Source organism: Metapseudomonas phytobenefica (assembly GCF_043392685.1).
In the GTDB taxonomy this organism is placed as follows: domain Bacteria; phylum Pseudomonadota; class Gammaproteobacteria; order Pseudomonadales; family Pseudomonadaceae; genus Metapseudomonas.
In genome coordinates, this window is sequence record NZ_JBHZGM010000002.1 from 268422 (window position 1) to 293327 (window position 24906).

Here is a 24906-nt window from a genome sequence, read left to right on the forward strand (position 1 = left end):
TTCAGAAAGTCGATCGACATTCAGAACTCATCTGGATAGCGCCTTATCCTGTCCGCTCCGCTCAGCCGGTTCCTCGGCACTTCCTTCTTCCCTTGAAAGCCCTTGCCTTCGATATCGCTTCAGTCGTTGCGCGAAGGTAATATCACGCCGCCAGCTTATCCAGGCCATCGCCTTGCCGCGCATTAGTGGGCGTGCAGCGGTGCCGGCCTGAATACCTGCTTGGGCGGCTGTTCTCATTTTTCGAGGGTGGGGTGGCTGCCTCCGTTGATACGCTCACACGGACTTCCTGGTGACATCTCATCATTTCGGCATCATGCACAAACATCTGGATTACCGCCCCGAAATTGACGGGCTGCGGGCCTTCGCCATCATCTCCGTCGTACTGTTCCACGCGTTCCCCTCTTTCCTGCGGGGTGGATTCGTGGGAGTGGACGTCTTCTTCGTCATTTCGGGGTATCTGATCTCCAGCATCATCTTCAAGGGGCTGGAGTCCGGGGATTTCAGCTTTGCGGAATTCTACCGGCGGCGTGTGCGGCGAATCTTTCCTGCGCTGCTGTTAGTGTTGCTGGTTTGCTTTGCCGTCGGCTGGTTCAGCCTGATGGCGACCGACCTGAAGATGCTCGGCAAGCATATGGCGGGCGGTATTGGCTTCGTCCAGAACATCGTCCTGTATCGGGAGGACGGGTATTTCGATACGTCCTCCGAGCTCAAGCCGCTTCTGCATCTGTGGTCGCTGGGGGTCGAGGAGCAGTTCTACATCCTCTTCCCCGTCCTTGCATGGGGGCTGTGGCGCTGGCGTGCAGCCCTGCTGCCCGTCGTCGTGGGCCTGGCGCTGCTCTCGTTCTTTGCTGGCGTCGCCAAGTTGGAGAAAAATCCTTCGGCGGTCTTCTACATTCCTCAGTACCGATTCTGGGAAATCCTCTTCGGCAGCCTGATCGCCTATTTCTCGATCTTCCATGCCCGGACTTTTGCCCGGCTCCGGGAGGGTTCGGTCATGCCTGGCCTGTGCGCGCTGCTGGGCATGGCCTTGTTGCTCGCCTCTGTTCTGCTGATCAATGAAGAGCGGGCATTCCCCGGGTACTGGGCGCTGATGCCGGTATCCGGCTCAGCGTTGATGATCATCGCCGGGCCCCGTGCATGGCTCAATCGGGTTCTGATGGCCAATCCGCTCCTGGTCTGGATCGGCTTGATCAGCTATCCGCTGTACCTCTGGCACTGGGTGGTCATCACCTATGTGCGGATCATCAGCGCCGATGAGCTGAGTGTTCCGGTCGGCCTGCTCGCGGTGTTGGCGAGTGTCCTTCTCGCGTTCCTGACATTCAGGTATGTCGAGTCGCCGATTCGTAGGGTGGCCCTGCGCCTACCGAAGACGGCGATATTGCTTTCGCTCGGTGCGGTGGTTGCCGGCGTCGGCATGATTTCCTACATGAAGGAAGGTATTCCCTTTCGCCCGGGCCTGCCGGCCGGCGTGAAGGAGCGGGAGGACTATGCGCAGTACTTCGAGAACTCCCTTCCGGGTTGGGCCTACTTCACTCGGGAGGGGATCCTCGATGCCTATCGTTCGGAGTGCGACTTCTTCGACCTCGACAGCTACAGGGCCGGGAAGAAGACCAAGGAGCCGCGCGCGCAGATCGGTGCCGAATGCTATCTCCCGCAAACCGCGACCAGGGTCATGATCTGGGGGGATTCCCATGCCCAGCAGTATTACTACGGCTTGCGCAAGGCCCTGCCGGGTTACGTTTCTATCCTGCAGGTGGCGAGTTCAGGATGCGAGGCCAACTTCCCCGGAAGGGCGAAGGACGGACGCAGGTACTGCGACAGGTCCAATCAGTTCGCCCTTGAAGTCATGGAGAAGGGAAAACCCGATGTCCTGCTGATTGCCCAGGCGAACCTGCACGACCAGGCGAACAGCTTCGTCGAGCTGGCCGCCCATGCCAGGTCGGTCGGGGTGAAGAAGGTGCTGGTCATCGGACCGGTTCCCCAGTACGAACCGTTCCTCTATCAGGTGGTCATTCGCAAGTACTGGAACGATACGCCGAGGCGGCTGAAGGACAACCTCATCCAGGCAACGCTGGACGTGGATGCGAAGCTGAGGAAGCAGTACGCGGATGGTTCCGGAGGCTTTGATTACCTCTCGGCCGTAGATGCCTTCTGCAATGACGAAGGCTGCCTGACCTATCTTGGCGAGGATCGCCGGGAGGGGCTGGTGACGTACGACTATGGGCACCTGACGCCGCCGGCCTCGACCTACTTCGCGAAAACTGCCCTGGTGCCGCTGATCCTGAAGGAGTTGCCCGCGCCATTTGCGATGGACGGCTCGAAGTAAGCGGGCAGGGGGCGCAGGTGCCCGGGGCCTGCGCCAGGGCGGGGACGAAGGGCGTTCTCGTCCTGGCGATTCAAGTGAACGGTGCTCGACACAACCCGTTGCCGAACGGATTGGACAGGACGCCGTTCGCATCGGATGCAATTTGCGCATCGCTCCGCTAGCATTAGCTCCTTCTGCTTTCCAGACGCGATGGTTTTCAATGAGTTATCAGGTTCTTGCACGAAAATGGCGTCCGCGCTCGTTCCGCGAAATGGTCGGCCAGACCCATGTGCTGAAAGCCTTGATCAATGCCCTGGACAACCAGCGCCTGCACCACGCCTATCTGTTTACCGGTACCCGGGGCGTGGGCAAGACCACCATCGCGCGTATTCTCGCCAAGTGCCTGAACTGCGAAACCGGCATAAGCTCCACTCCTTGCGGCCAGTGCTCGGTCTGCCGGGAGATCGATGAAGGTCGCTTCGTCGACCTGATCGAAGTGGACGCCGCCAGCCGCACCAAGGTGGAAGACACCCGCGAATTGCTCGACAACGTGCAGTACGCCCCCAGCCGCGGCCGCTACAAGGTCTACCTGATCGACGAAGTGCACATGCTCTCCACGCACTCGTTCAACGCGCTGCTGAAGACCCTCGAAGAGCCGCCGCCCCACGTCAAGTTCCTGCTGGCCACTACCGACCCGCAGAAATTGCCTGTCACCATCCTTTCGCGCTGCCTGCAGTTCTCCCTGAAGAACATGCCGCCGGAGCGGGTGGTGGATCACCTGACCCACGTGCTTACCGCCGAGAACGTGCCCTTCGAGACCGATGCGCTGTGGCTGCTGGGCCGCGCCGCCGACGGCTCGATGCGTGACGCCATGAGCCTCACCGACCAGGCGATTGCCTTCGGCGAGGGCAAGGTGCTGGCTGCCGATGTCCGCGCCATGCTCGGCACCCTCGATCATGGCCAGGTCTACGGCGTGCTCCACGCGCTGCTGCAGGGCGATGCCCGTGGGCTGCTCGATGCCGTGCGCCAGCTGGCCGAGCAGGGTCCGGATTGGAACGGCGTGCTCTCCGAAATGCTCAACGTGCTGCACCGCGTGGCCATTGCCCAGGTGCTGCCGGATGCCGTCGACAATGGCCAGGGCGACCGCGAGCGCGTCCTGGCGCTGGCGCAGGCCCTGCCAGGCGAAGACGTGCAGTTCTACTACCAGATGGGCCTGATCGGCCGTCGTGACCTGCCCCTGGCGCCGGACCCGCGCAGTGGCTTCGAGATGGTGCTGCTGCGGATGCTGGCGTTCCGTCCGGCGGATGCCGATGGCGCCCCCAGGGTCCAGCTAAAGGACCCGGGGATCAGCCAGGCCACGACTGATCCCCGAACCAACCCAGTGGCCGGAGCCGCCCCGTCGGCTCCGGTTGCCGTTGCTGCGCCGCAACTCGCGCCCGAACAGGTCCCCGCTCCAGCCGTTGCGTCGGCCCCCGAGGCCAGCCAGCCTGTCGCGGCTCCGGCTCCGGCTCCGGCTCCGGCTCCGGCTCCGGCTCCGGCTCCGGCTCCGGTCGTGGAAGCGTCCGTGCCCGCACCGGCGGCGGAAGCTCCGGTCGCCGCCGCGGTCGAAGAAAGCATTCCCCCGGCACCTGTTGCCGAGCCCGTGGCTGAACAGCCTGCGCCAGTGGCGGAGACTCCTGCCGAAGCGGTCGACCTGCCCTGGGAGGAGCCTGCTGCAGCGGTGGTGGCCGCGCCCCCTGTGGAGGCCCAGGCTGAATCCCGCGCTGAGCCTGAAGTGCAGCCCGAACCGCAGCCAGTGGCTGAAGCCGCGCCGGCTGTGGTCGAGCCTGTTGCCCAGCCCGCAGCGATTGCCGCTGACGACGACTCCGACGATGAGCCGCCGCTCGGCGACTACGACGACTATTACGCGGTGGATGCCGACAGCATCGCCTACATGGATGACTTCGGCGCGGCGGAAGAAACCGCCGCCGCGGAGCCGGAAGTTCTGCCCGCCGCGCAGCCGGCGACCGGCCTCGCTGCCGAGTGGCTGGACCTGTTCCCGCGCCTTGGGCTGTCGGGGATGACCGGCAACATCGGCGCGAACTGCACCCTGGTGGCAGTGGAAGGCGATGTCTGGCGTCTGCACCTGGATCCGGCGCAGAGTGCCCTGTTCAACGCCAACCAGCAGCGTCGCCTGAACGATGCGCTGAACCAGTACCACGGGCGTAGTCTCAAGCTCGAAGTCGAAGTACGCCGTCCCGAGCAGGAAACCCCTGCCCAGGCTGCCGCACGTAAACGCGCCGCTCGTCAGCGCCAGGCCGAAGAGGCCATTGCCAGCGATCCGCTGGTGCTGAAAATGATCGAAATGTTCGGCGCCCAGGTGCGCGCCGACACCATTGAACCCCTTGACCGTTGAGGACAATCACCATGATGAAGGGTGGCATGGCGGGCCTGATGAAGCAGGCCCAACAGATGCAGGAAAAAATGCAGAAGATGCAGGAAGAGCTGGCCAATGCCGAAGTTACCGGCCAGTCGGGTGCTGGTCTGGTGAGCGTGGTGATGACCGGTCGTCATGACGTCAAGCGCGTCTCCCTGGACGACAGTCTGATGCAGGAAGACAAGGAAATCCTCGAGGACCTGATCGCCGCCGCGGTGAACGATGCCGTGCGCAAGATCGAGCAGAACAACCAGGAAAAGATGGCTGGCATGACTGCTGGTCTTCAGCTGCCACCTGGCTTCAAGATGCCCTTCTGAGTGAGTGACGCCCAGCCGGCACGCATTACTGCGTTTCGCGCGGCCCCGGGCGTCCTCATTTACAGACGTAAACTCCGGTGCCTGTGGCCGCTCGCGCCTTGTACTGCATGCCGTCTGGTCGCCCCAGTCGATGCTGTCGAGAGGCACTGGAGTCCATCCATCGCATCCGAACTTTGAGACGCTCATGAGCTTCAGCCCGCTGATCCGCCAATTGATCGACGCCTTGCGCATCCTGCCCGGTGTGGGCCAGAAGACTGCACAACGCATGGCGCTGCAGATGCTCGAGCGTGATCGCAGCGGCGGCCTGCGCCTGGCCCAGGCGCTGACGGCGGCCATGGAAGGCGTCGGGCATTGCAAGCAGTGCCGCACCCTGAGCGAGGAAGAGCTCTGCCCGCAATGCGCCGACCCGCGCCGCGATGATTCGCTGCTCTGTGTGGTGGAAGGCCCGCTGGATGTGTTCGCTGTGGAACAGACCGGCTATCGCGGCCGCTTCTTCGTCCTCAAGGGGCATCTGTCTCCCCTGGATGGTCTCGGTCCGGAGGCCATCGGAATTCCTGAGCTGATGGCGCGCATCGAGGCCGGTCAGTTCGCCGAGGTGATCCTCGCCACCAACCCGACGGTGGAAGGTGAAGCCACGGCCCACTACATCGCCCAACTGCTGGCGTCCAGGACCATTACCGTCTCGCGTATCGCTCATGGCGTGCCGCTGGGCGGCGAACTGGAGCTAGTGGATGGCGGTACCCTGGCCCACGCATTGGCAGGACGGCGCCCCATCGGCCTTTGAGCGAAGGGTGGCAAGGCGGATACGGCCTTGCCGATGGCAAAAGTCCCATCTTGAAAACCAAGCAAGCGCTCGGTAAGTTCGTCTGATCTTACCGGGGAGTCTTGCCATGTCTGCCTACCAGGAATACTTCGACCAATCCCATCAACTGGTTCGCGATTCGGTGCGCCGCTTCGTCGAACGGGAAATCCTGCCCTACATCGCCGAATGGGAGGAAGCCGAAGAATTTCCCCGCGAGCTCTACCTCAAGGCGGGTGCCGCCGGCATCCTCGGCATCGGTTATCCGGAGCGCTACGGCGGTAGCCATGAGGGTGACCTGTTCGCCAAGGTCGCTGCCAGCGAAGAGCTCATGCGCAGTGGTTCCGGCGGCCTGTTGGCCGGGCTGGGCTCCCTGGATATCGGCTTGCCGCCGGTCCTCAAGTGGGGGCGCAATGAGCTGCGTGAGCGTGTGGTGCCGCAGGTGCTGTCAGGCGAGAAGATCATTGCGCTGGCGGTCACCGAGCCGTCCGGCGGCTCCGATGTAGCGAACCTCAAGACCCGAGCCGTGCGTGATGGCGACTTCTATCGCGTGAGTGGCAGCAAGACCTTCATCACCAGCGGTGTGCGCGCGGACTATTACACGGTGGCGGTGCGCACCGGCGGCGAGGGTTTCGGCGGGGTGAGCTTGCTGCTGGTGGAGAAAGGCACGCCAGGTTTCACAGTGGGGCGCAAGCTGAAGAAGATGGGCTGGTGGGCTTCGGATACCGCCGAGCTGTTCTTCGATGATTGCAGGGTGCCGGCGGAGAACCTGATCGGCATGGAGAACATGGGCTTCGCCTGCATCATGGCCAACTTCCAGAGCGAGCGCCTGGCGCTGGCCATCATGGCCAACATGACGGCGCAGCTGGCCCTGGAAGAGTCGCTGAACTGGGCTCGCGAGCGCGAAGCCTTCGGCAAGCCCATCGGCCGCTTCCAGGTGCTGCGTCATCGGCTGGCGGAAATGGCCACCCAGCTGGAGGTATCCCGCGAGTTCACCTATCGCCAGGCGGCAAAAATGGCGGCCGGCAAGAGCGTGATCAAGGAAATCTCCATGGCCAAGAATTTCGCCACCGACATTGCCGACCGGCTGACCTACGACGCCGTGCAAATGCTCGGCGGCATGGGCTACATGCGCGAGAGCCTGGTGGAGCGGCTGTACCGTGACAACCGCATCCTCTCTATCGGTGGCGGTACGCGGGAGATCATGAATGAGATCATCGCCAGGCAGATGAATCTCTGAAGGCGGCGCCGTAGGTTGGCACCGAGCGCAGCGAGGCCCAACGCGCCCCGCATCCGCCACGAAATGTTGGGTTTCGCTCCTCGCCGAGCGCCGCCCGACCCAACTTACAGATGCGGTTGTTTTCTGTGGGGACTAATTCATTTGCAAAACACCCTCTCCCTGAAGGGAGAGGGAGCTGTTGCGGAAATCGGCGGGCAAAAAGAAGGGGCACGCTTGTGGCGTGCCCCCTTTGCTGTCAGTGAATGACAACCAACCGTCGAAGAGATGTGGGCGAAGCCGCCCGGTAAGGCACTCCGCCTGGAGGCCGGGCCTCCGCTGTTGCGACCGACGCCCGCCTTGTGGGCGAGCGCCGGGTGAAGCCATGCCGCGCCCGGAGGCGCGGCGGGGTGTCAGCCGATGGTCATCAGGCTGGCGTTGCCGCCGGCGGCGGCGGTGTTGACGCTGATGGCGCGCTCGATCAGCAGGCGTTCCAGCGGGATCGCGGTCTCGCCCCGGGACAGGCCCTGTACGCCGATGATCGGCCCCTTGCGGGATGCGACCTGCTGGCAGACAGCGCCCAGCTGGTCGGAGTCACCGTGGTGCAGGACGGCATCGAAGGCGACCTCGGACTGGTTCCAGTCCGCCACCAGCTGGATGCGCGCCTGGACGGCCTTCGGCAGGGCGCTGCGCAGCTTGCTGGTCAGTTCGCTGGTAGCCCAGAGCGCGTTGCTGCCCACGGCCAGGGTGGCGGCCAGTTGGGTCAGCAGGTCGGCTTCGTCGTCAGCCAGGCAGAGTACGGATTCGCGCGGCAGCAGCACGTAGGTGTTGCGCTCGCCGGTCGGGCCGGGGAGCACGCGGCTCAGGCCGCTCTGGGACTGCTCGGCAAAGCTGTCGCACAGGCTGGCGAGGCTTTCCTTGCCATTCTTGGTCGCCCAGGCCTTGAGGGCTTCCAGGGGCTTGCCTTGGCGTTCCAGCATGGCGGTGCGCTGCTGGGTGTCGGCAGCGTTCGAGCCGTCCAGGCGCTGGAAGGTGCGGGCAACGCCGTCGACAGGGCGAGTGGCCAGCAGGCGGTACATGTACAGCGGGCCGCCGGCCTTCGGACCGGTGCCGGACAGGCCTTCGCCACCGAAGGGCTGCACGCCGACCACGGCGCCAACCATGTTGCGGTTGACGTAGAGGTTGCCGGCGTGGGCCTTGTCCACCACCTTGGCGATGGTTTCGTCGATGCGGGTGTGCACGCCCAGGGTCAGGCCGTAGCCGGTAGCGTTGATCTCGTCGAGCAGCGCGTCCAGGTCTTCGCGCTTGTAGCGCAGCAGGTGCAGGACCGGGCCGAAGATTTCGCGCTCGAGATCCGCCAGGCTGTCCAGTTCGATCAGGGTCGGCATCACGAAGGTGCCGCGCTGCATCACGTCGCCCTCGGCGCGGGCAACCTGGAACACGTTGCGGCCTTTGCTGCGCATGGCCTGGATGTGCTTGTCGATGTTGGCCTTGGCTTCGGCGTCGATTACCGGGCCGATGTCCACGTTCAGGTGCTCCGGGTTGCCGATGCGGCACTCGGCCATGGCGCCCTTGAGCATTTCCACCACGCGGTCGGCTACGTCTTCCTGCACGCACAGTACGCGCAGGGCGGAGCAGCGCTGGCCGGCGCTGTCGAAGGCGGAGGCGATCACGTCGGTTACCACCTGCTCGGCGAGGGCGGAGGAGTCGACGATCATCGCGTTCTGGCCGCCGGTTTCGGCGATCAGCGGGATCGGTCGGCCTTGCGCGTCCAGACGGCCGGCGACGTTGCGGGCAAGGATGCCGGCCACTTCGGTGGAGCCGGTGAACATCACGCCTTTCACGCGCTCATCGCTCACCAGGGCGGCGCCCACGGTGTGGCCGAGGCCCGGCAGCAGTTGTACGACGCCTTCCGGCACGCCGGCCTGGAGCAGGATGCGCACGGCCTGGGCGGCGATCAGCGGCGTCTGTTCGGCGGGCTTGGCCAGCACGGTGTTGCCGGCCGCCAGGGCTGCGGCCACCTGGCCGGTGAAGATCGCCAGGGGGAAGTTCCACGGGCTGATGCACACCACCGGGCCCAGCGGGCGGTGGGTGTCGTTGGCGAAGTCGTGGCGGGCCTGGGCGGCGTAGTAGCGCAGGAAGTCCACGGCCTCGCGCACTTCGGCGATGGCGTTGTTGAAGGTCTTGCCGGCTTCGCGGACGAGGATGCCCATCAGCGGCTGCATTTCGGCTTCCATCAGGTCGGCGGCACGATCCAGGGCGGCGGCGCGCTCCACCGGCGGGGTGGATTGCCAGATCGGCGCGGCGGTGATGGAGGCCAGCACGGCATTGCCGACGTCAGCGGTGGTCGCGTTCTGCACGTGGCCGACCACGTCGCGGTGGTCCGCCGGGTTCAGTACCGGCTCCAGCGCGCCTTCGCTGGCCGGGCAGCCCAGCATCGGCTGGGCGCGCCAGTCGGCGTGGCCGGAGCTCAGCAGGGCGCTGGACAGGGAAGCCAGGCGGTGTTCGTTGGACATGTCGATGCCGCTGGAATTGACGCGGGCATCGCCATACAGGGCCTTGGGCTGCGGGATGCGCGGATGCGGCAGGCCGAGGACGCCTTCGACGCTGGCCATGGCTTCGGCGCTGGCGACCGGGTCTTCCACCAGCTCCTTGATGGAGATGCTGTGGTCGGCGATGCGGTTGACGAAGCTGGTGTTGGCGCCGTTTTCCAGCAGGCGGCGAACCAGGTAGGCCAGCAGGGTTTCATGGGTGCCGACCGGTGCGTAGATGCGGCACGGACGGTTCAGCTTGCCGTCGGCGACCTTGCCCACCACTTGCTCGTACAGCGGTTCGCCCATGCCGTGCAGGCACTGGAACTCGTATTGGCCCGGGTAGTAGTTCTGCCCGGCGATCTGGTAGATGGCCGACAGGGTGTGGGCGTTGTGGGTGGCGAACTGCGGGTAGATCGCATCCGGTACGCCCAGCAGCTTGCGGGCGCAGGCGATGTAGGAAATGTCGGTGTAGACCTTGCGGGTGTAGACCGGGAAGCCTTCCAGGCCGTCGACCTGGGCGCGCTTGATCTCGCTGTCCCAGTAGGCGCCTTTCACCAGGCGGATCATCAGGCGATGGTTGCTGCGGCGGGCCAGGTCGATGACGTAGTCGATCACGTACGGGCAGCGCTTCTGGTAGGCCTGGATGACGAAGCCGATGCCGTTCCAGCCTTTCAGGGACGGTTCGAAGCACAGCCGCTCGAGCAGGTCCAGGGAGATTTCCAGGCGATCGGCTTCTTCAGCGTCGATGTTCAGGCCGATGTCGTACTGCTTGGCCAACTGGGTCAGGGACAGCAGGCGCGGATACAGCTCGCCCATCATGCGCTCGTACTGGGCGCGGCTGTAGCGCGGGTGCAGGGCGGAGAGCTTGATGGAGATGCCCGGGCCTTCATAGATGCCACGGCCGTGGGAGGCCTTGCCGATGGCGTGGATGGCCTGCTCGTAGGAGGCGTAGTAGCGCTGGGCGTCTTCCTCGGTCAGCGCGGCTTCGCCGAGCATGTCGTAGGAGTAGCGGAAGCCCTTGGCTTCGAAGTTGGTGGCGTTGGCCAGGGCTTCGGCGATGGTTTCGCCGGTGACGAACTGCTCGCCCATCAGGCGCATGGCCATGTCCACGCCCTTGCGGATCAGCGGCTCGCCACTCTTGCCGATGATGCGGTTCAGCGAACTGGAGAGACCGGATTCGTTGTGGGTGGACACCAGCTTGCCGGTGATCAGCAGGCCCCAGGAGGCGGCGTTGACGAACATCGACGGGCTCTGGCCCAGGTGCTGTTGCCAGTTGCCGGTACTGATCTTGTCGCGGATCAGGGCGTCGCGGGTGCCCTTGTCGGGGATGCGCAGCAGGGCTTCGGCCAGGCACATCAGCGCCACGCCTTCCTGGGAGGACAGGGAGAACTCCTGCAGCAGGCCCTGGACGATACCGGCACGGCCGCTGGCGCTCTTCTGGTTGCGCAGCTTCTCGGCGATGCCATAGGCCAGCTTGTAGGCGGCGTCAGCCATCTCGGCGGGCAGGCGGGCCTGCTCCAGCAGCATGGGGACGGCTTCCTGCTCGGGGCGGCGGTAGGCGGCGGTGATGGCCGCGCGCAGCACGGACTGCGGCAGGATGCTTTCGGCGAATTCGAGGAACGGCTGGTGGGTGGACTCGGGCAGGGCTTCGAGGGCGTCGTGGTCACCTTCGGCCAGGCGCTGGGCGATGCCCTGGAGTTCGGGCAGGGTGATGCCGCTTTCCAGTGCTTCGAGGTAGCTGAAGATCGCTTGCTTGATCAGCCAGTGCGGGGTGCGCTCGATCCTGCGCGCAGCTTCCTTGAGACGGTCGCGGGTTGCTTCGTCCAGTTTCACGCCAAGGGTAGTGCTCGTAGCCATTTCTTGTCCTCTTTTCAGCCGTGATCGCACGGCAATATCGGCGCAAAGAGTAGCGATGTCCTACAGGGGGTGCAACCTGGTGCAACCAAAGCTTTTCGCTCTGGCTGCAATCTCCGGATGAAAGGTCGTGCGGACGGCAGAAAAAGGTTGCACCTTGCTTGCGCGGACGCCCCGGCTCACCGGCGCCAGGCAAGATCTGGCCGATTGAAAGGGAAGGGCGCAACCCAGGTGCAGCCCGCCCGGGCCTATCTGGAAAGCATAGGCGCCCCCCGCCAGTTGCCGGGGGCGGCGACGAACGGTGCGGGCGTCAGGCCTGGCTGGCCTTGGCAGCCTCGACCTGGGCGAGCAGGGTCTGGCGGGCGCTGTCGAGAATGCGGTCGGACAGTTCCTCGCTGGCTACGCTGCGGGACAGGGTAAGGGCGCCCACCAGAGTGGAAAGCATGGTCAGGGCCTGTTCGGAACTGCCGACTTCCTTTTCCACCAGTTCCAGCAGGGTGTTCAGCACGCTGTCGGTGATGGGGCTGGCATTGCCGCGCTGGCCCAGTTCCGCCGCCATGGTGGGCAGTGGGCAGCCCTGCTCGGGATGGGCGCGGTGCTGCGCAGAGAGATAGCGCTCGAAGAAGGTCTTCAGTGGCTGCTCCTTGGCAAAAGCCTTGACCCACTGGGCGTTGGCATCGTTCGCCGCCGCCTGGAGCGCCTCTTCCACCAGGGCATCCTTGGATTTGAAGTGCGCATAGAAGCCGCCGTGGGTCAGGCCCAGAGCCTTCATCAGCGGTTGCAGACCGGTGGCATCGATGCCGTCGGCACGGAATCGGCGGGACGCTTCGGCGACGATGCGCTTGTGGGTTTCGGCTTTGTGGTCTTCGGGGTAGCGCATGGAAGGCGCCTCGTTCGCAAGGTTGATATGGCGATTGTAATTCATATCCCTTGCCAACGCAGATGTGGCCGCTGAATTCGCCAGGCAGGCTGCAGATCTGGGAATCTTGGCCAGGCCTGGCAGTCCTCTCCCCAACCCTCTCCGGCAGGCAGGAGAGGGGGCTATCTGTGCAGGCGTTCAAGCTTGTGCACACCCTGAGGGGGCGAGTTCATTCGCGGAAGCAGGCCGCAGGCCTGCCCTTGGGAGTCCCGGTCAGATCCGGCTGCTTTCTCTCGCGAGCAGGAGAGGGGATATCCGTGCGGCCCTTCAGGCGATCTTCAGCAGTTCTGCGGCCGTGCCGGTGAACAGCGGGGCGGCGCGCTCGGCGGCGAGGGCGATGCGTGCCTTCAGTGCCTGGCTGGTGATCTGGTAGTTGTCGAAGTCGGCCTCGGAGGCGTAGATGCCGATGGGCAGGGTCAGCGACTGGAAGAAGCTGAACAGCGGGCGCAGCTGGTGGTCGAGGACCAGCGCGTGGCGTTCGCTGCCGCCGGTAGCGGCGAGCAGCACCGGGGTGTCGATCAGCGCGTGCTGGTCGATCAGGTCGAACAGGTGCTTGAACTGGCCCGGGTAGGTCCCGCGATAGACCGGTGTGGCCACCACCAGCAGGTCGGCGCTTTCGATGGCGCGCAGTTCATGCTCGACGGTCTCCGGCAGTTCCTTGCGCGACAATGCACCGCCAACCGTGCGGGCGATATCGCCCAGTTCGATGAGGTGGCTCTGGATGGGCAGGTGCTGGCCCAGTTCGCTGACGATGGCCTGGGTCAGTACCAGGGTGCGGGAAGGACGGAAGGTGCTGCCGGTGACAGCGACCACTTTGATCGGCTTGCTCATGAAGAATCTCTTGCGTTGTTGCTGGGTGTGCAGCGGGACAGAGCAAAGGGCGTACCAAGGCGAAAAGTGTGCGGAATCAGGGCAATTAAGCGATGTTTGGCGGGTATTTCCTGGCTGATGGGCAGCAGTAGTGTTGATCGGGTGTTGCTCTGGCAACACTTGTGTTGGTGGTGAGGTATTCATGTATATGTTTTATTGGAATATATAAATACAAATAGATAATTTTTTAATCTATGTGGGTGTCAGGCATCATTCCCCTGCGCTTTCGGCTGCCAGGAATGCACCATGTCTCTGCTTACCCTCCCCAACGCTCGTGAATTGACCAAGTCCGTCCGGGCCACCGTGCTCGTTTTCGAGGACCCGGCCTCCCGTGACCTGCTTGGCCGCATCGAGCGCCTGGCCCCCAGCGAGGCCAACGCCTTGATCGTCGGGGAAACCGGCACCGGCAAGGAGCTGGTGGCCCGGCATCTCCACAACCTCAGTCGCCGCTCCGGTGGTCCGTTCGTGGCGGTGAACTGTGGCGCCTTCGCGGAAACCCTGGTGGAGAGCGAGCTCTTCGGCCATGAGAAGGGGGCCTTCACCGGCGCAACGCAAAGCAAGGCCGGCTGGTTCGAGGCGGCCAACGGCGGCACCCTGTTCCTCGACGAGATCGGCGACCTGCCGCTGAACATGCAGGTGAAGCTGCTGCGGGTGCTGCAGGAGCGGGAAGTGGTGCGGCTCGGCTCGCGCACACCGATCCCCATCGATGTGCGCCTGGTGGCGGCGACCAACGTCAACCTGGCCGATGCCGTGATCGCCGGGCATTTCCGCGAGGATCTCTTCTACCGGCTGCACGTGGCCAAGATCCAGCTGCCGCCGCTGCGCGAGCGCAAGGGCGACATCCTGCCCCTGGCGGCATTCTTCCTCGAAGAGCATTGCCGGCGCCTGGGCTACACCCCGGCGAGCCTGAGCCCGGAAGCCGAGCGCAAGCTGCTCGCCCATGACTGGCCGGGCAACATTCGTGAGCTGGAAAACGCCATCCACCACGCACTGCTGGTATGTCGCAATCGTCAGGTGCAACCGGCCGACCTGCAGCTGGTGGACATTCGCCTGGCTTCCGTCCGCCAGGACCAGCCGCTCCAGCCCGTCGGCCTGGAGGCCGCGCTGGAGGCGCTGTTCGAGGAGAACCTGCCGGACCTCTACGAACAAATCGAGGAGCGCCTGTTCCGCACCGCTTACCGCTTCTGCCACGGCAACCAGCTGCAGACCGCCCGCCTGCTGGGCATCAGCCGCAACATCGTGAGGGCGCGGCTGGAGAAGATCGGTGAGCTGGAAGTCGCCCATCGCACCCCCGGCGTTCGCCTGGCCTGATCCCAGTTTTCGCGCCTCTCCCCGGGGCGCGAGCGGACTGTAGGAGCGAGCTTGCTCGCGAAGCTTTTCGGGAATCACCCATTCGCCAGCAAGCTCGCTCCTACACAACGTCCACGCCTGCTGCCCATCCAGGCAAAAAGCACGGTTTTTTGACTCACGTAATCGCGGATTTTGCAAGGTTACGCCCGGCTCTTCCGGGCGGTGGCAAACAGCGGATTAACGGAGAGGGTGAGTCACGAAGCGCTCTAGAACGGTACTTTCAGCGATTGGTGATAGCCCCCGAAATGGGTGGGGATAGCCCCGGAACGCCTTGTGAAATCGACTTTGTAAGAGAAAATTTCAATACTAATTCAATTGAAAACAATGACTTGGATTGAGTTTATGTAGGAAATTGGCCGGTCCGACGTACGCTTGACAGTGTTTTTTGGCGAATCTTTAGTCAGGTATGTAAGAAATTGTTTCGCATTGCGGACAGCTGCATCGTGAGGGCGCTGCAGCCTTAGCCGGGAAACAAGGAACGCTAGGGAGATCGTCATGAGCACTGCTTCGCACACCGCATTTCCGAGGGCGCTTTCGCCCATCTCGCAGCACCTTTCCGAATTTCACGGCCCGCCGGGCCGATGACCCACGGTGCCGGTACGACATCGCCGGCACCTTCAGGGATAGAACCTCCTGCTGAAGAGCATGAATCGCGCTAGCACCAGCGTTGCTACCAGGTAGGCGTCATCTAGTCCCCCAAATCCCGAAGTCAAGTCGAAAGCGTGGAGCCCTGCCTTGCTGCCATGGCGCACGCCCTTACGCCGTCGGAATTGAGGAATCAGCAAAATGGCCAATTTCAACCTTGCGGACCTGGATTTCATCCTTCAGCAGATTCTCATCGCCGAAGCCCATGCCAATGGCGAGGAGCTCCGTGACCTGCTGCCCAACGTGCAGGTGCCCTTCGGCCTGCGCACCGTGGATGGTTCGTTCAACAACCTGTTCGCCGGCCAGAGCGAGTTCGGCGCCGCGGACAACCTCTTCCCGCGCCTGCTGGATCCGGTGTTCAGGACGGCCGATGGTGGCACGTCCTACGCGCAGACCAGCGGGACGGTGATCGACGCCCAGCCACGCATCATCAGCAACCTGATCGTCGATCAGACCGCCAATAACCCGGCGGCAGTCGCGGCGGCCTTCGACCCCGGCGTGGATGGAGTTCTCGGTACCCCAGACGATGTGCTCAAGGATGGCGCCCAGATCGTGACCAGTCCCGGCCTTGACGGGCTGTTCGGCACGGGGGATGACACAGAGACTTTCTTCATTCCCAACATCGCGCCGGACGCCGGCCTGACGGCGCCGTTCAATGCCTGGATGACCTTCTTCGGGCAGTTCTTCGACCATGGCCTGGACTTGGTCACCAAGGGCGGCAACGACATCGTCTTCATCCCGCTGCAGTCGGACGACCCGCGCTTCGTGGAAGGCAGCCCGACCAACTTCATGGTCCTGACCCGCGCCACCCAGTTCGGTGGCCCCGGCATGAACGAGAACACCACTTCGCCCTTCGTCGACCAGAACCAGACTTACAGCTCGCACCCGTCGCACCAGGTATTCCTGCGCGCCTATGAAATCGGCGCCGACGGCCAGCCGCACGCCACCGGCAAGCTGATCACCAACCGCAACCTGGGGGACGATGGCGAGTTCGGCACCGACGACGACACGGAACTTGGCGGCATGGCCACCTGGGCAGTGGTCAAGGCCCAGGCCCGCGACATCCTCGGGATCAACCTGACCGACGCCAACGTGTTCGACGTGCCGCTGCTGGCCACCGATGCCTATGGCAACTTCATCAAGGGCCCCAATGGCTTCCCGCAAGTCGTGATGAAGGGGCCCGACGGCCTGGCCGGCACTGCCGACGACTTCCTGATGGAAGGCAATCCGCTGGCGCCCATCGACCTGAGCAATGCGGTCGGCACCGGCCACCAGTTCCTCATCGACATCGCCCACGCCGCTGATCCCACCGGCGGCCTGACGGCGGATGCCGACAGCATCATCAACATCGGCACCGCGCCCGCAGCCGGGACCTACGACAACGAGCTGCTGGACGCGCACTACATCGCCGGTGATGGCCGGGTCAACGAGAACATCGGCCTGACCACCGTGCACCACGTGTTCCACTCCGAGCACAACCGCCTGGTGGAGCAGACCAAGAGCACGCTGCTGGCCTCCGGTAGCCTGGCCGAGCTGACCCCCTGGCTGATGCCCGGCACCGCACCCGCTGTGTTCCCCACCACTCCGGAAGCGATCGCCGCCCTGGACTGGAACGGCGAGCGCTTGTTCCAGGCCGCCAAGTTCGGCACCGAGATGCAGTACCAGCACCTGGTGTTCGAGGAGTTCGCCCGCACCATCCAGCCGCAGGTGGACGAATTCCTGGCGCCAACGGGCTATGACACCACTATCGATGCGTCCATCGTCGCCGAGTTCGCCCACACGGTTTACCGCTTCGGCCACTCGATGCTGACCGAGACCATCGATCGCCTGGACGTCAACTTCGACCCGGTCACCTTCGACCCCATGCACCCGACCAACGACCAGCAGTTGGGCCTGATTGCCGCCTTCCTCAACCCGCTGGCCTATGCCGCCAGCGGGCCGACCGCGGACGCCGCCGCCGGCGCCATCGTGCGCGGCGTGACCCGCACCGTGGGCAACGAGATCGACGAGTTCGTCACCGAGGCCCTGCGCAACAACCTGGTGGGCTTGCCGCTGGACCTGGCCGCCATCAACATCGCCCGCGGCCGCGACGCCGGCATTCCCTCGCTGAATGCCGCGCGCCGTGAGTTCTACCACATGACCGGCGACGAACAGCTCACCCCCTACACCAGCTGGGTGGACTTTCTCGATCACCTGAAGCACCCGGAATCGCTGATCAACTTCATTGCCGCCTACGGCACTCACGGCAGCATCACCGGCGCCACCACCCTGGCGGCCAAACGTGCCGCTGCGACCCTGCTGGTGCTGGGCGGCACCGGTGAGCCGGCCGACCGCATGGACTTCCTGCACAGCACCGGCGCCTGGGCCAGCGGCCCCGATGGCGTGACCACCACCGGCCTGGACAATGTGGACTTCTGGATCGGTGGCCTGGCCGAAGAGAAGATGCCCTTCGGCGGCATGCTCGGCTCGACCTTCAACTTCGTCTTCGAGACCCAGCTGGAGGCCCTGCAGAACGGCGACCGCTTCTACTACCTGTCGCGCACCGCGGGGATGAACTTCGGCACCGAACTGGAGAACAACTCCTTCGCCAAGCTGGTGATGAACAACACCGACGTCAAGCACCTGCCCGCCGCGATCTTCTTCACCCCGTCCTGGACCCTGGAAGTCAACCAGGCCGAGCAGCACACCGGCCTGGGCGCCAGCGGCCGGGATGACCCCACCGGCGGCATCGTCATCAACGGCGTGGAAATCACTCCCCTGGTGATTCGCGACGATCCTCATACTGCCGCGGTCGAAACCAACTACCTGCGCTATACGGGCCTGGACCACGTCGTGCTGGGCGGTACCGAGGGTAACGACACCCTCATCTCCAGCGAGGGTGACGACACCCTCTACGGCGATGGCGGCAACGACGTGCTGGAAGGCGGCTACGGCAACGACCTCATACTGGGCGGCGACGGCGACGACATCCTCACCGATGCCGGCGGCGACAACCGCATGGAAGGTGGCGCCGGCAACGACGTGATCCACGCTGGCAGCATGATGGCCGGCTCTGTCGTAGGCCACCTGATCCTCGGCGGCGATGGCAAGGACTTCATCGTCTCGATCGAGGACATCGCCACCATCTTCGGTGGCCAGGGCGACGACTTCATCTACAGCGCCAAGACCAGCCTGCCGCCCACCGGCAACGAGGGCGATGACTGGATCGAGTGGGGCACCCAGGACGGTGCGCCAGGGGACAACTTCGCCCCCCTGCTGAATGACAACATCGCCGGCAATGACATCTTCGTCGGCGGCGGCGGTTTCGACGAGATGATCGGCGAGGGCGGCGACGACATCTTCGTCGGCAGCGATGCCCAGGACAAGATGGACGGTATGTCCGGCTACGACTGGGCCACCTACAAGAATGACCGGATCGGCGTCACCGCCGACCTGTCATTGGCCGCCTTCCTCGGTATTGGTGAAGTCGGCCAGCATATCGCCTTTCCGGTGGCGCAATCGCCGGCGTCGATCTTCGACCGCTTCGCCGAGGTGGAGGGCCTGTCGGGGTCCGCATTCGCCGATATCCTGCGTGGCGACGACGTGAATCCGACCAACATCGTCAACCATGGCGGCACCACCGGCAGCGCGTTGACCAACTTCGACCTGATTTCCGGCCTGCGCGCCTTCGTCGGCAGCGCCGGTGCTGGGGCCGACGGCGTCACCGGAACCGCGGACGATATATTCGACGGCGGCAACATCATCATCGGCGGCAGCGGCAGCGATATCCTCGAAGGGCGCGGCGGCAATGACCTGCTCGATGGCGACCTGTGGCTGAACGTGCGTATCAGCATCCGTGATGCCGGCGGCAACGAGATCGGCAGCGCCGACAGCATGGTCGGCGTGATCGAGAACAAGTCGGGCGTCCTGGCCGGCACCCCGGCCAACCTGACCCTGATGTCGGCCATGCTGAACGGCACCATCAACCCCGGCCAACTGGTGGCTGTGCGCGAACTGCTCTCCGGTGACGCGGATTTCGACACCGCGAACTTCTCCGGCAACCGTGCCAACTACACCGTCGTCGTCGACGACAACGGCACAGCGGATGATTTTTCCGACGATATCGTCACGGTGACCGACAACGTCGGCACCGACGGTGTCGACCGCCTGACCCATATCGAGCGGCTGCAGTTTGCCGACCAGGCAATGGTTCTGGTGCCCGGACTGAACGCGCAGCCCGTAGGGTCGCTGACCATTACCGATGTCAACGGCGGTGGTCTGCAGGTCGGTGACTTCCTCACCGTCTCGGCTGCAGGCATCAGCGATGGCGACAATCCCGGAGGTGGCATCACCGACGTCAACTACACCTGGCAGGTCGAGCGGGTACCCGGTTCGGGCGTCTTCGAAGACATAGTCGAAGTGCCGGCCGGCGACCTGGCCTTCATCAGTGCCAACGGCATCCGCTATCGCATCACGCCGGATGTGGCTGGGCTGTCGATCCGCGTGAAGGGCGTCTACCAGGATGCCAACGGCGTCACCGAACAGGTGTTCTCCGCGCCCACCGCGGCTGTCGCCCCCTTCACCCCGCCTACACCCACCACGCCGGTCGAGCCGGGACCGGCGATCACCAGCGGCGGCCCCGGCGTCGCTCTGGTGCGCGCCGACCTGGACTTCATCCTCGAGCAGATCCGTATCGCCGAAGCCCATGCCAATGGTGCCGACCTCCTGTCCCTGCTGCCCAACATACGCTCCTCGATGGGCCTGCGGACGGTCACCGGCGAGTTCAACAACCTGCTGAACTTCTCCGGCTTCAACCAGAGCCAGTTCGGCGCCGCCGACAACGCCTTCCCGCGGCTGTTGCCGCCGGAGTTCAACAACGAGAACGATGAGGCTCCCTTCTTCGGCGTTTCCAACACCGACTACAACAGCTCCACCGACGTGGTGGACAGCGACCCGCGCACCATCAGCAACCTGATCGTCGACCAGACCAACAACAACCCGGCGGCGGTGGCGGCCGCCGCCGGCACCGATGGGGCCACCCTGGTCACCAGCCCGGGCCTGGACGGGCTGTTCGGCACCGGCGACGACCAGTTGGTGAACTTCATTCCCAACGCCTCGCCCGACGCCGGCCTCTCGAAGCCCTTCAACGCCTGGATGACCTTCTTCGGGCAGTTCTTCGACCACGGCCTGGACCTGGTGACCAAGGGCGGCAACGGCACCATCTTCATCCCGCTGCAGCCGGACGACCCGCGTTTCGTGGAAGGCAGCCCGACCAACTTCATGGTCCTGACCCGCGCCACCCAGGTCGACGGCCAGCCGGGTGTGAACGAAAACACCACCACGCCCTTCGTCGACCAGAACCAGACCTACAGCTCGCACCCGTCGCACCAGGTGTTCCTGCGCGAGTACGTGATGACGGCCAATGGTCCAGTGGCCACCGGTGGGCTGATCACCAACCGCAACCTGGGCGCTGACGGCCAGTTCGGCACCGAAGACGACACGGAACTTGGTGGCATGGCCACCTGGGCGGTGGTCAAGGCCCAGGCCCGCGACATCCTCGGGATCAACCTGACCGACGCCAATGTGTTCGACGTGCCGCTGCTGGCCACCGACGCCTATGGCAACTTCATCAAGGGACCGAACGGCTTCCCGATGGTGGTCTTCGTTGGTCCTGACGGCCTGCCGGGTACCCCTGACGATGTGCTCGTCGAGGGTAACCCGGCTGCCAACGGCGGCCTGGGCATCAGCCTGGCCGGCGCGGTCAGCACCGGACACCAGTTCCTCCTCGATATCGCCCACGCCGCTGATCCCTCTGGCGGCCTCACGGCGGATGCCGACAACGTCATCAATGTCGATGCCCCGCCGGCACCCGGGACCTACGACAACGAGCTGCTGGATGCGCACTACATCGCCGGTGACGGGCGGGTCAACGAGAACATCGGCCTGACCGCCGTGCATGCGATCTTCCACTCCGAGCACAACCGCCTGGTGGAGCAGACCAAGAGCACCGTGTTGGCCAGCAACGACCTGGCGTTCCTCACCGAGTGGCTGCTGCCGGGTACGGCTCCGGCAGCCTTCCCGACCACTGCGGACGCGATCGACGCCCTGCAGTGGAATGGCGAGCGGCTGTTCCAGACCGCCAAGTTCGGTACCGAGATGCAGTACCAGCACCTGGTGTTCGAAGAGTTCGCGCGGACCATCCAGCCGAACATCGACCTGTTCTTCGCGCCGACCCAGGTCTATGACGTCAACCTCGACCCGTCGATCGTCGCCGAGTTCGCCCACGCGGTTTACCGTTTCGGCCACTCGATGCTGACCGAGACCGTCGACCGCTTCGACGCCGACTTCAACCCGGTCACCTTCGACCCGCTGCACCCGACCAACGACCAGCAACTGGGCCTGATCGCCGCCTTCCTCAACCCGCTGGCCTATGCCGCCAGTGGCGTGACCCCGGAAGAGGCCACCAGCGCCATCGTGCGCGGGGTGACCCGCACCGTGGCCAACGAGATCGACGAGTTCGTCACCGAGGCCCTGCGCAACAACCTGGTGGGCCTGCCGCTGGACCTGGCGGCGATCAACATCGCCCGTGGCCGCGACACCGGCGTGCCAAGCCTCAACCATGCCCGGGCGCAGTTCTATGAAGCCACTGGCGATGCCAACCTGAAGCCGTACGTGAGCTGGGCCGACATGGTGATGCACCTCAAGCATCCGGAGTCGCTGATCAACTTCATCGCGGCCTACGGCACCCACGACACCATCACCGGGGCCAGCACCCTGGTCGACAAGCGCGCGGCGGCGACCGCCATCGTCCTGGGCGGGGCAGGAGCACCTGGCGACCGGCTGGACTTCCTCAATGGCACTGGCACATGGACTGGCGTGGAAACCGGTCTCAATCTGGTGGACTTCTGGATCGGTGGCCTGGCCGAGCAGGTCACACCGTTCGGCGGCATGCTGGGCTCGACCTTCAACTTCGTGTTCGAGAACCAGCTGGAGAAACTCCAGGACGGCGACCGCTTCTATTACCTGGAGCGCACCTCCGGCCTGAGCTTCAACGCCGAGCTGGAAGGCAACTCCTTCGCCAAGCTGATCATGGCCAACACCCACGCCACCCACCTGCCGGGCGTGGTCTTCCTGACCCCCGGCTTCACCCTCGAGGTGACCCAGGACCTGCAGCACACGGGACTGGGGGCTACGGGGCGCGACGACCCGCTGGGAGACAACCCGTTGCTGCCGGATGTGGTCCGCGACAACCCGGCGACCCCGGGTACCGATAGCAACTACCTGCTGTATCGAGGGGTTGAGCATGTGGTGCTGGGCGGCAGTGCCGGCAACGACATCCTGCGTTCCAGCGAGGGCGACGACACCCTCTATGGCGACGGTGGCAACGACCGTCTGGATGGGGGTTACGGCAACGACATCATCAATGGTGGCGATGGCGATGACATCATCACGGACGTGGGTGGCGACGACGTCATCAAGGGTGACGACGGCAACGACGTGATCCACGGCGGCAACGGCGGCAACCTGATCCTCGGCGGCTTCGGCAACGACTTCATCATCACCGGTGAAGACGCCAGTGAAGCCTTCGGCGGCCAGGGCAACGACTTCATCCTGGGCTCCAAGCCCAACGAGCAGGACATGGGCAATGAGGGGGACGACTGGATAGAACTCGGCGCCTTCGACGGTGCGCCAGGCGACAACTTCGACCCCTTCGGCGATGACCCGATTTCCGGTAACGATGTCTACATCGGCGGCGGCGAGAACGACAAGTTCAATGCCGAGGGCGGCGACGACATCATGATGGGCGGGGCAGGCGAGACCAACCGCTACATCGGTGCGTCGGGCTACGACTGGGCGATCTTCAAGGGTGACCCCCATGGCGTGACCATCGACATCAGCAACCGCTTCTTCGACCAGCTGCAGATGCCGGGTTCGGGTGCCTCGGTGCTGACCCGCTTCGACTTCGTCGAGGGGTTGTCGGGTTCGGCGATGGCTGATGTGCTGCGCGGCGACGACTCAAGCGCCGCCACCCTGCCGACTGCAGGTGCCAAGGGCAGCGTGCTGACCAACATCGCGCTGATCTCCGGGCTGCAGGAATTCCTCGGGGCGGGCGTCACCTTCTTCGATGGCGGCAACATCCTACTCGGCGGCAGCGGCAGCGATATCCTCGAAGGCCGTGGTGGCGATGACCTGATCGACGGTGACAAGTGGCTGAACGTGCGTATCAGCGTTCGCCAGAATGTTGACGGAAGCGGTCCGGAAATCGCCAGCTTCAACACCATGTCCGAGATGGTGCCGTTGATGCTGAATGGCACCTACAACCCGGGACAACTGGTGATCGTGCGGGAGATCCTGCAGGGCGACGCAGCGCTGGATACCGCGGTCTATCGCGGCCTGTCGTCCGAGTACGAGTGGACGGTGAACCTCGATGGTTCGGTTACCGTGAGCGACCTGGTGGACGGCCGCGATGGCACCGACCGCCTGACCGGTATCGAGCGCCTGCAGTTCAGCGACGGCACCCTGGACCTGGTGTTCGGGCAGGACGCCTCGGCAGCCGGCACGGTCAGCATCAGCGATACGACACCTGAAGTGGGCACGCTACTGACCGCATCCCTCGAGGGCGTCACCGATGCCGACAACCCCGGCGGCACCATCACCGGGCCGGTGTCCTACTACTGGCAGGTCGAACGGGTAGCCGGTTCGGGCATCTTCGAGGACATCATTTTCGTCGCCGCCGGCGAGTTTGCCCGCGCCACGGGGCGCACCTTCCGCGTCACCGCCGACCAGGCCGGCCTGGCCATGCGCGTGATGGCCATCTACAAGGACGCCAACGGCGTGCTGGAGACCGTGCTGTCGAACGCGACGGATGTGGTAGCGGATACTGCGGTCAATGATGCGCCGACGGGGGCGCCGGCGATCAGCGATACCACGCCGTTAGTGGGGCAGGCGCTGACTGCCACGCGCGGGACCATCGCCGATCCGGATGGCACGACCACCTCGGTGTTCAGCTTCCAGTGGCAGGCTTCGAGCAATGGCGGAGCGAGCTGGAGCAACGTCGGTGCACCGTCGGCGAGCTTCACCCCGGGTGCCGGCCAGGTCGGGCAGTTGCTGCGGGTGGTGGCGAGCTTCACGGATGACTTCGGTACGCTGGAAACGCGGGTGTCTGCCGCGACCGGCCAGGTGGGGGTTCTGGTCCCTGGCACGCCAGGTAATGACAGCCTGACGGGCACTATCGGCAGCGATACCTTGAATGGAGGTGACGGCAACGACACGCTGCGTGGTCTGGCCGGTGATGACACGCTCAATGGCGGGGGGGGGGACGACATCCTGATTGGTGGAAGCGGTGCGGACAGCATGACTGGGGGGGCTGGTAACGACATCTATGAGGTAACCGATGCTGGCGACCAAGTGATCGAAGGGGCCAATGCGGGGCTCGACAAGGTGTGGACCTCGTTGGCGAGCTACACCTTGTCGGCGAACGTGGAGAACCTGTACTACGGCGGCAGTGGTAATTTCAGCGGCACCGGTAACGGATTGGCGAATCTCCTGCAGGGTGGCGCGGGTAACGATGTGCTGATCGGCAAGTCAGGCGCCGACACGATGCTCGGCGGAGCTGGCAACGACATCTACGAGGTGACCGATGCTGGCGACCAGGTGATCGAAGGGGCCAATGCGGGGCTCGACAAGGTGTGGACCTCGTTG

The 24906-nt window shown here is 64.4% G+C and carries 10 protein-coding genes; 7 read left to right on the forward strand and 3 right to left on the reverse strand.

Annotated elements, in window-relative coordinates; all coding sequences use genetic code 11:
* Positions 1–289: 289 nt before the first annotated feature.
* The 5 genes from ACFW0B_RS03310 to ACFW0B_RS03330 all read left to right on the forward strand — a co-directional run bounded on the left by ACFW0B_RS03310 (position 290) and on the right by ACFW0B_RS03330 (position 7077).
* Entirely contained in the window at positions 290–2326 is a 2037-nt protein-coding gene (locus ACFW0B_RS03310) for an acyltransferase family protein (RefSeq protein WP_449146528.1), read from the forward strand.
* Between the two features lie 199 nt (positions 2327–2525).
* The gene (dnaX, locus tag ACFW0B_RS03315; protein WP_449146529.1) at positions 2526–4700 is read left to right on the forward strand and encodes a DNA polymerase III subunit gamma/tau; all 2175 of its coding nucleotides are present in this window, start codon (positions 2526–2528) and stop codon (positions 4698–4700) included.
* An 11-nt stretch (positions 4701–4711) separates the two neighbouring features.
* Positions 4712–5038: a YbaB/EbfC family nucleoid-associated protein gene (locus ACFW0B_RS03320; RefSeq protein WP_151135246.1), complete on the forward strand. Its 327-nt coding sequence runs from the start codon at positions 4712–4714 to the stop codon at positions 5036–5038.
* 184 nt (positions 5039–5222) lie between these two features.
* Positions 5223–5822 carry a recombination mediator RecR gene (gene recR, locus ACFW0B_RS03325; protein ID WP_449146530.1) on the forward strand — a complete coding sequence of 200 codons (600 nt, stop codon included), beginning with the start codon at positions 5223–5225 and terminating at the stop codon, positions 5820–5822.
* Between the two features lie 106 nt (positions 5823–5928).
* On the forward strand, positions 5929–7077 hold the full coding sequence (locus tag ACFW0B_RS03330) for an acyl-CoA dehydrogenase family protein (RefSeq protein WP_449146531.1): 1149 nt from the start codon (positions 5929–5931) through the stop codon (positions 7075–7077).
* Positions 7078–7466: 389 nt separating this feature from the next.
* Here the strand turns inward: ACFW0B_RS03330 and putA are convergent, their stop codons facing one another.
* From putA to msuE, 3 genes are all read right to left on the reverse strand, one after another.
* Positions 7467–11444, reverse strand: a complete 3978-nt coding sequence (gene putA / locus ACFW0B_RS03335; RefSeq protein ID WP_449146532.1) for a trifunctional transcriptional regulator/proline dehydrogenase/L-glutamate gamma-semialdehyde dehydrogenase — start codon at positions 11442–11444, stop codon at positions 7467–7469.
* Positions 11445–11751: 307 nt separating this feature from the next.
* On the reverse strand, positions 11752–12321 hold the full coding sequence (locus tag ACFW0B_RS03340; protein ID WP_449146533.1) for a TetR/AcrR family transcriptional regulator: 570 nt from the start codon (positions 12319–12321) through the stop codon (positions 11752–11754).
* Between the two features lie 306 nt (positions 12322–12627).
* The gene (gene msuE / locus ACFW0B_RS03345) at positions 12628–13191 is read right to left on the reverse strand and encodes an FMN reductase (RefSeq protein WP_449146534.1); all 564 of its coding nucleotides are present in this window, start codon (positions 13189–13191) and stop codon (positions 12628–12630) included.
* 285 nt (positions 13192–13476) lie between these two features.
* Between msuE and ACFW0B_RS03350 the strand changes: the two genes are divergently transcribed.
* Together ACFW0B_RS03350 and ACFW0B_RS03355 are read left to right on the forward strand one after the other, a co-directional pair.
* A complete protein-coding gene (locus ACFW0B_RS03350; RefSeq protein ID WP_449146535.1) occupies positions 13477–14541 on the forward strand; it encodes a sigma-54 interaction domain-containing protein in 1065 nt (354 codons plus the stop codon).
* Positions 14542–15366: 825 nt separating this feature from the next.
* Positions 15367–24906 (forward strand): peroxidase family protein (locus tag ACFW0B_RS03355; RefSeq protein ID WP_449146536.1); only part of this gene is annotated, 9540 nt, incomplete at its 3' end.